This window comes from Gilvimarinus sp. 2_MG-2023, from assembly GCF_030547685.1.
Classification (GTDB): domain Bacteria; phylum Pseudomonadota; class Gammaproteobacteria; order Pseudomonadales; family Cellvibrionaceae; genus Gilvimarinus.
Genome location: NZ_JAUOQM010000053.1, coordinates 18960 through 28718 on the forward strand (window position 1 = coordinate 18960; position 9759 = coordinate 28718).

The following is a 9759-nucleotide window of genomic DNA, read 5'->3' on the forward strand; positions in this document are numbered from 1 at the left end:
AGGAAAAGCCGAGGCGATCAACAATCGCCTCGGCCAAAGCGTTACGCGCTAGTGGCGTGTTGCCGCAAACCAAGCTCGGTAGCGATAGCCCCACGCGGCAATACCGCTGATAAACAGCCAGAGCAGAGCGAGTGACCAGTACGACGTCGCCGGCAGGTTGGCCGGAGGCTGAGGCCCCGTTCCGAAGGGTTGCGCTGCACAGCTGTAATCGGCCTCAGGGTAGTCGACGGCCTGCTCTACACTCACGCCCAAGTCCGCCACAATACGCACCCCCTCTAAGCGATCATCTTCCACCTCAACCCAGCTCTCATCGATATAACTCCAGCCAGGCCATACCGTAGGGTCGAATTCAGCACCGAGCGACATACCAGGCCACAGCAATTGACCAGAAGACGGTTGGTTGGTTAGGCGTTGCAATAAACGATCCGTGCCACTGAACCACGATAGAGTCACATCAGGTGCAGAACCTTCGAACGGCTGACCATCAGACAACAATTGATACTCTACCCACGACGCATGTTCATTACAGTAGCTGCTCGCCTGCAGTGTAATGCCGCCGGCCCCCACCGATAAATACTCACCAAAATTATATTCAGTGGCATCATCGCCCGGCGCTAAATTAATCCCGATAAATTCATCATCGACATTAACACTGCCACCGTGACTACCAACCGTATCGATACCGTCGGTCCAACCCTGCGGGTGTGTTTCAGTAATGGTGTACTCACCGGGCGGTAAATTGGTGAAGGCGTACGCACCGCTGGCATCGGTTGTGGTGGTACGTGTAACGGGTCCCGTCAGAGTAATTGTCACACCGCTAATCGCGCTCTCTGCGGGATCAATGATACCGTCGTCGTTAATGTCGTGATACACCCGTCCCGCCACTTGCGCCGGCAGCACTTCAGAAAAGTTATTGTTGGGTGAACCACTCACCTCATCAGCATCGCCACTATCGGTCAATTCAATGCCGACAATTTCACTAGTCGTATCACTTGGGTTTGCCGCCACACCTGGCGTGCCCCCGCTGCCGTTATAACCGACGATCGTACCCTCGGTCGTCACACTGTTTAATGTGTCGGCAGGCTGCACTGGCTGGCACACCGAATATGTACCGGCGGGTAAAAGCGCAAATAAGTAATTACCCTGTGCGTCGGTCTTCGCCTGCTCTAACAAAGCCCCCGTGCAATCTGCACCTTGACGCAACTCAACGGTGTTGGTTGCAATTGGGGTGGAACCACCGGGAATATAAACGCCATCGGGTATCGCCTGATTATCCAAAAATACCTTACCGGAAATATAGCCCAACGTACTGACCAACAGCGGCGTATTAACGGGCTCCTCATTGGGACCAAAGTTAGACTGTAGCGCACCCACGGCAATATTGTTGATGTATTCACCGGCGTCCGGGGCTGTCACATCAACCTCAATGCGGCAACCGCCAGGGGGCACAATAGCGCCACTTTGCAACGTTACCGTCGTGCTTGCCGCAGCCGCAGAGATACTGCCTGTACACGTATTTACCACATTAGCCGGATTGGCCACCAACATTTGTGCAGGGTGAGCAGGTAACTCATCAACCAAGTCCTGACTCAATACCATATCGGCATCGTTAGGATTATCGATGGTAATCGTTAAGCGCGATACTCCCGCCGGTGGAATCACGGGTGGTTCAAACGCTTTGCCAACAGTGCCCGGCACATTGATGATCAGCTCGGCCTGGGTCGGCTCTAAATTTTCCACTCCCTCAAAGCTCGTAACTCCGCCTTGTGGAATTTCATTAGTATAGGAACCCGCTACGTTACTCAACACGTCAACCGTCAGTGTACATGCAGAACCTGCTGCTAAAGTAACCCCGGTAACAGTAATTTGCGTGCCCGAGGCAGGAGCCGCCACCACGGCTTGAGGACAATCGGTCCCAATGTTGGGCGCGGTTGCCACAAACAAGCCTTCTGGCAAGATGTCTATCAGCTGTACTTGGGTCAAATCGATAGTATTGGGATTTTCCAACCGAATAGTCAGTGGTGCCGGTACACCCGCCAAACGATAAGCCGATCCGGTGGTAAAACCTACCGGGTCATCCGCATCCAGCGTAAAGCCATCAATCGCTTTATTGACGCGAATATGCTCACGCACCTCCAAAGTGCCTGTCCCGGGTGGATGCGTTACTGGCTCTTCTTCCACGGTAATAGAGTCGGCTGGAATGATATTTTCATAGGTACCTTCCAGATCAGCCACAACATCGATATCGATATAACAACTGCTTGCCTCACCGGCAATCACTGGCCCCAAATTACCGCCAATAAGTTGTACTTGGGTGCCAGCGGGCCAAGAAATATTGGCCGATCCACCACAATTGGTAAACTCATTGGCTTCATCGGCTACACGCAAACCTGACGGCAAGGGATCGATTAAATCAAAATCGAGCAAGCCGGACTCCATCGAGTTATATACGGTGATGCGCAGTGTCGAACTTTCGCCTGGTGTTACAACCGCCGGAGTAAAATGTTTACTCAACCCCACACTGTACGAAGTGTTTAATGTGCTTTGCGCAAAGGTTGTGGTGTTAGTCGCGCCTTCGTTGGTGGCGATACTCTCCATCGGTATGGTATTGGTAATAGTACCAACTTTAGACGAGGTGACATTAACACTAACATCACAACTCGCATTGGCCGCCAAACTTGCACCTGTTAAAGTCACACTCGTCGCACCCGACACAGCCGACACTACCCCGCCGGGGCAAGAGGTAAGAGCATCGGGCGAAACCGCAACACTCATTCCATTAACCTCACCACCTAACAGGCCATCAACGGTAAAATAATCACTAAGACGAATATTACTTAGATCTTGTGCAGCGTTAGTGATATTGATCGTCAAACGAGCCGTCTCACCCGGTGCAATAGAGCCGGGGTTAATTGCTTTGGATATAACGGGTACTTCAGGAGCTTCGTAATTGAGCGTAGCGCTTACGTTGGTGCGATTTAGCAAACCACCATCAGCTGTTATTTCACCGGGTGCAATAACGTTAGTCCAGCTACTATTTCCCTCTACGTCCACGTTAAAAAGTAAATCACAGGTCGCCCCAGGCGCTAGACTTGCGCCCTCCAGTCCAACATAGCTTGCACCCTCCACTGCCGTCATCTGAACGGGGCCGTTACAAGTCGTATAAGCGTTGGACGGCGAAGCCAAGTACATCCCTGCTGGCAAATTATCTTCAACACGAATACCCGTAATCGGTACCGTACTGTCAAGGTTTTGCAGGCGAATCAGTGCCTGGACTTCACCACCAGGTGCACTGGTGTCGGGGGTAAAGCTTTTGCTCGCCGCCAACGCGTCGCTGTAAGTTATGGTGGCACTGTCATCGGTGGTAACTGGCAACATTGAGCCATCGGCATTCGTTTGAATTGCCGTGGCAGTCGCGGTATTCACATAAACACCAGCAGGCCCCACAACATCAACCTCAACATAACAACTCGCAGGGACGTTAGTCGCACTGTTACGTGGGCCAACCGTACCGTTATTAAGCGCCAATGAGGTCGATCCTGGCACGGCTACCAGAGTGCCTCCACAGGTATTACCCGCATTAGCTACGGAGGCAATACGCAATTGAGCAAATGGCCCCGCTGTTGGCAAAGTATCACTCAAGGCTAGGGTAGTAAGTGCGTTATCAGAATAATTTAATACCCTCAGACGCAAACGCGATACCTGCCCCTCGGTCAAAGTCGCACTGTTTTGACCATCGAAGGTTTTTTGCAGAGCGATCACAGCGTGATGATTGGCCGAGACCTCTTGTGACAGGCTGGCGTTGCAATTACCAGCATCACCGTTAATTCTCACCGCACACGCTCCAATTTGATTGGTCGTATTCTGGGTGCTGGCGGGGTCAATCATGGCCCAAAAGCTGATGGTACAAGAACCCGGAGAGCTAGCTGTGGCTCGAGCGGGCAAGGTTGGAATAGTAAACAATAAGTCGCTGTCACCTTCTACACGCCCATTCAAATTCAAGCTTCCACACGCGGCCGTTAAACTGGGCGCAAAACTGCCATTGGTTAGCAGGGTAGAGCCGTTTTGCAGTACATCGGCCACCGTTACATTATAAACATCTGTATTCGAAAAATTTTGCACGGTCACGCTGTACATAACCGGGTTACCCGGTGCGACATTATTGGGACTGCGTGATTTAAGAACACGCAAGCGATCGGCAACAATGACTGTTGCTGAGCGAGACTGACTAATAATTCCCGGCTCGCCCGTTACTTCTACCGCTCCTGCAGGGATATGATTGGTATATGTAGAAGGTAAATCAGTTGCTGGAGTAATAGCACTATAAGTTACGGTTAATAAACAGCTCGATTGTGCTGGTATAGAAAACCCACCCACATCAAAACCTTGCCCACCACTTACGATACTCTCAGTTCCACCGGCACAACTATTATTCACATGGGTAACATTCATGCGATCTTGAAAGGGTGCAGCGGCAACTGGGTTGTCAGAAAAATTACTAACGGGTAAATCCACTTCACCATTATTATTCAGCGTAATAGTGAAGGTGCTCGGTACACCACTGGCAACCGGGCTTTCCGTAAACGCTTTGGTTACAGAGATTGGCGAGCGAACTGTGATGTTTCGACTAGCATTTGCCGCCGGCGTTAACCCTTCATCACTACTAAAGCTTGATGTTTGCATAGTATTTTGCACATTCAACTGATAATCACCGTCAGTATGACGTGCTCGAATTTCAACCTCCAACAGACAATTGGTCGATGGCGCCAGAGTTCCGCCATCGACAGCAACCTGTGCAGTCGAACCCGCTGTCAACACAACATTGGCATTCACTGGTGGCTCCACACAGCTGCCTGTCGCAGGCACACCAGTGGGCTCAATTACCGCGCCACCGGCACCACTTGTGGGAAATATATCGACAAAACTAAAATTGGTTAGATCGATGTTACTGTCATTATTATTTAACTGTATGCGCAAGGTGGTAGGTTCTCCACCCAAAATTGCCAAGCCGTTGCCAGTAGGAAATCCTTTTTGCCAGGTAGGCAGACTTGCTGCCAACACAGTGTAACCTTGCGGCCCACCAGACGCATTAGTACCGCTGTCGCTTGTCACTTCGCCTGTATTCAGTGCATAAGAGAACGACGTACTGCCACCATCTGAATAAGCTGCAATGGGGATATCTAAATAACATTGCCCTGAGCCAGGTGCCGCCGGATCTTGTACTGGAATAGTTAATCCGCTGAGTGTAATAGTTGATGTTCCTGGTACCGCTGAAAGCGAGCCACCGGTGCAACCCGAACCACTAATGGTCGGAGTACCCGTAACAGTCAAACCACCGCTAGCGGTAGAGGGGAGCGCTTTCGAAAAGGCAACCCCTGTAATGGCATCTACAGTAGAGTTATTACTTAAGGTAATACGTAAACTGGTCGCCTCGCCGGGATATACGGTGTCACTATTGGGCGCTACTGGCCCCGTATTAACCGCCACAGCGAAGTTGGCATTGGATTGTGCCCATGACTGTGATGCACCTACCAAAAATAAAATTCCCAGCACCACACCAACGATATTATATCGATGAAATACACTACCATAAGATAGACTTAACGAGCTTCCTTTGCGAAACATACAGAGCACCACGAGTAATAGAGACAGCAATGACAGGCAGCCCTAATTTTTAAACCAGGGCTAACCGGTGGCAGTGTATGAATCAATCAACTCAGGTTCTCGAACGAAAACTAACAAAAATCACAAGACTCACTAATCTTGCAAAACTCACAATGAAGTAGAAAATAATAATCAGAAATAAAACGGGAAGGATTAGGTGCTATAATGCCCTGGAAAATTAATCTAATTTTTGAATTGACTCCGACAAGGTATAACCAACGCCACGTATCGTTTGCAAAGGAAAACTCTTGCCCAACTTACTCCTTAGTCGACTTACCAATGAATCCAGGAAGTGATCATCGTAAATATCTGGGTTTTTCCCCAGTTGTAACATTAGCTCTCTTCTGCTTACGGCCCGACCTTTAGAAAATCCATCGTGTAGTGACAGCACAAAATGCCGCTCTTGAGCCGTTAGCTCATAGCGCTCAGCGTCTGCGGATATGACAACCCAGCCAGAGTTCTCGATACGCCACGCTGTAATTTTAGTCTCTCTACCTTCACGATGTACGTTTAGTCGCCGTCCCACAGCATGAATGGTCGCTGAAATTTCAGCAACGTTAACTGGCTTAGACAAGTAAGCATCAGCACCAGTAACAAGCCCCCGAATTCGATCCCCTAGTTCGGTACGAGCCGTCAGCATAACAACACCCGTCCGCTCAAATTCAAGATGCAGGCGCTGCAAAATGGAAAAACCATCTAAATCTGGCAAACCCACATCCAGCAATATGACATCAACATGAGTTTGTTTCAGTATTTTCTCTAAATCACTGTAGCTGTGAGCCAAACTAACCTTAAAGCTTTGATTCTCTAGCGCCAAAGCCAACTCCAAACTAAACGTCACATCATCATCAACTAGAACTACATGCATAAAGCCCCTTAGAATTCATTTACCCATTCAATAAACACAGTATACCCCTACAACACACCCTGCTCCCATATTCAAAAACACGAAATTATTATATGGGCAGCCTCAACACAAATGTATTCCCTCCCACATTCGAATCATTGGTAATAACTTTAATTGATCCCTTGTGCTTTTCAGCAATCATCTTAGTTAAAAACAGGCCTAACCCTGACCCAGGGTTACCATGGGCAGTATGAGACCTATAGTATTTCTCAAATATATCACGCTTTTCATCCTCAGAAATCTCTTCCCCGTTATCGATAACAGAGATTTCAACACAATCGTCCACTTGCATCATTGTAATTTTAACTGGAAAGCACTTATCAGAGTATTTAAGTGCATTATCTATAAGGTTACTCAATGCTATTTGAACAAGATCAACATCGACCTTTGCCATCATTTCTTCTTTAATACCACTCAAATCAACCCTGCACTCAAAATCAATCATCGAGACAGTCTTGGCAATAAGACCAAACAACTCAACCTCTACCACCTCGATTTCGGCGCAATCAATTCGCAACAACTTATCATTCACAATAGTATTTTCAATTATACGATTTAATTTATTCGTGCTTTTTTTAATTGACTCTATTCTATTAGACGTTGAATTTTCAGACTCAGATAAAACACTATTCGAAAGATTAAATTCCAAATTTTGCACAGCCATATCGATAGCTGATACAGGTGCCCGCAACTCATGTGACAGTATGGCCACAAACTCTCTTTTCATCTTTCTTTCTTTTTGCTCAATAATAATCGCTTCCCGAAGCCGATCCTCAGTCAACCTTCGGCTCTCTATCTCATTATTTAATTTTTCATTTGATAGCGCCAGATCCTTGGTTCGACAATCCACATCACGCTCGAGATTGCTACTGTACTCACGAGAGAATCGCAGCAACTCTTTAACGGCTTTAGATTTTTCTGATTCTAAAAACCACGCCTTTTTAGCCAATATAATACTAGTTGTTATCATGTGAACAAGAGAAGCCACTGCTGGAATCTCTTCAACAAACGCAAACGAGTCTGACATTCCAAACGATCTAGCACTGCTTAGTACAAACGCCAACAAAACAGGCACTAAAGATAATGAGAAAAACCTATGCTTTTTTAGCCAAAAAACATCGTAAATAACCATGCCAAAAAATACAGGAATAGAGGCCATATAGATCACAGTAACAATCCTATACAGCAGCAAATCGTTACTTATCAAATAAGAAGCTGAGATAATAATGTACCCAGCGGCAAATACATAATTAGCGATATTTACTAACTTGGCGTTAGATTCTAACTCGTAAGCTGCATTGAAAAACAAATGAAGAGAACAAAAATACAAACAGATTGAAACCATGATCGCCGGCATTGCCGACATCCCTTCATCAGAAAAAAGACTCTGATATAAATACCCTCCATTTAGAATGGTAAATGAGGATAAAAACAATATACACATTGAGTAGTAAAAATAAGACTTATCTTTCGTTCGAAAAGAAAGAATTAAGTTAGCCAAGAAAACAATCAATACAATACTGAAATACATGCCAAACTTTAAATAGTCATCCGCCACCACATCATACATAGAAGCGCCATCAATCATCATAATGTCAGCCGAAATACGATGATGAAAATCAAGCTTTAAATATATTGTTTTTTCGGAATACTTAGAAAAGTCTAAATGAAAAGCATAGCCTCGATAATTTATTTTACGTTTATCCCAAGCGGTGACATCTCCCACCACACTTCTGTTTAATTTGTTATCGATAATCTCGTAAAGCTCCACCTTTTTTATATAGGCAGGAAGAACGCTTAATATCCAATGCTCTCTTGCATCCAGGCTTTTATCTAGACATAACTTAAGCCAAATACTCCCGCCTTTAACGGCACTATCCACAACCCCAGCTGTAGGCGTGAACCGATCAATAGAAAACCCAGAAACATCTTCAAACGTCAGCTTTTGCGTGGAGTCTTCTAGCATCAAAATACTAAGATTTTTAATATTAGGAGCGCCCTCCATCGAACTAGTGATAGCCTGAGGCAGACAGCCCGCGGCGGAAAATGATGAAAACCCACACATAATACTGACAGTTAATAGCCACATAACGACTTTGTAGTAGCCAATAATGACTTTTAGGGGCTGCGCTATAATTTTTGCGTTATTCAACTTTGACACCATTTCATGCGCTACATCGCCAGCTTAAAATAGGCCCTACCACTAACAAGCACAGCCAGATAAATGTGCGACATACAACACTATGACGCCCCAATTTGCATTACGAGCAATTCTAGCTCGACACCTTCTCGAATAGCCAGAACTGCTGCGGCTTTCATTGGATTTACAGTCAATATAGAAAACCCACCTCACGAAAACTCACAATCAAAGACATAAAGTGAACCATAAGTCACTTAAGATCATCCCTAAGCGCACAAAACGACCCCAGAATACACACTAAGCATTTACATCCAGCCCCCACCTCAACATTGCGAAAAATAGCTTATAGTGATTAACTTTAAACCTGTTCAGCTTTACATCCTTATGACAGGCATCCAATGCAGCTTTTATCTATTAATCGCGCTATCGCAACCGACATTACTCTCGGCAATAAAACGGTAGCGACTGGTATTTTCAAAAAACCCACACAAGAAACTGTGGTTATCGGTCGTTTGGGGGTCGCGGGTGACACTATTGTGGACACAAAGGTACACGGCGGTGAAGATCAGGCGGTATACCTATACAGCGCAGAAGATTATGCATGGTGGAGCGAACAACTAGACCGCGAGCTACCCGCAGGTACTTTTGGCGAGAACCTGACCATTATGTCTTTTCACGACGGCGTGCTACGCGTCGGGGATCGGCTGCAAATTGGTGAGTCACTACTACTTGAAATTACGGCACCTCGGGTTCCCTGCGCCAAGTTCGCCGCCAAAATGGGAGACGCCAGTTTTGTTAAAGCGTTTATTCGAGCTGGGCGTCCTGGTGCTTACGCACGCGTGCTACAAATAGGCTCGGTCACTCAAGGAGACGCCCTTAAGTGGCAACCCACAGAGCAGAACTATATTGACATTAAGGGCATGTTCTATCAATGGCACCAAAAAGCGTGGGATAAAGCAGCATTACATCAAGCATTGGGCTCACCCCTTTCCAAAATCGCGCGCCGTATTATCTCTAAGCGTGCAGGAATAGCGGATAGCGGATAGCG

At 46.8% G+C, this 9759-nt stretch carries 4 protein-coding genes; 1 reads left to right on the top strand and 3 read right to left on the bottom strand.

Annotated elements, in window-relative coordinates:
• Positions 1 to 48: 48 nt before the first annotated feature.
• The 3 genes from Q4526_RS15885 to Q4526_RS15895 all read right to left on the bottom strand — a co-directional run bounded on the left by Q4526_RS15885 (position 49) and on the right by Q4526_RS15895 (position 8723).
• Positions 49 to 5625, bottom strand: coding sequence for an SdrD B-like domain-containing protein (locus tag Q4526_RS15885; protein ID WP_215978105.1), 5577 nt, complete (start codon positions 5623 to 5625; stop codon positions 49 to 51).
• Between the two features lie 217 nt (positions 5626 to 5842).
• Complete coding sequence (locus Q4526_RS15890; RefSeq protein WP_215978106.1) at positions 5843 to 6532, bottom strand: response regulator transcription factor; 690 nt, start codon at positions 6530 to 6532, stop codon at positions 5843 to 5845.
• A gap of 88 nt (positions 6533 to 6620) precedes the next feature.
• A complete protein-coding gene (locus Q4526_RS15895; protein WP_215978107.1) occupies positions 6621 to 8723 on the bottom strand; it encodes a sensor histidine kinase in 2103 nt (700 codons plus the stop codon).
• Positions 8724 to 9109: 386 nt separating this feature from the next.
• Between Q4526_RS15895 and Q4526_RS15900 the strand changes: the two genes are divergently transcribed.
• Positions 9110 to 9757, top strand: a complete 648-nt coding sequence (locus tag Q4526_RS15900) for an MOSC domain-containing protein (RefSeq protein ID WP_215978108.1) — start codon at positions 9110 to 9112, stop codon at positions 9755 to 9757.
• Positions 9758 to 9759: the final 2 nt, after the last annotated feature.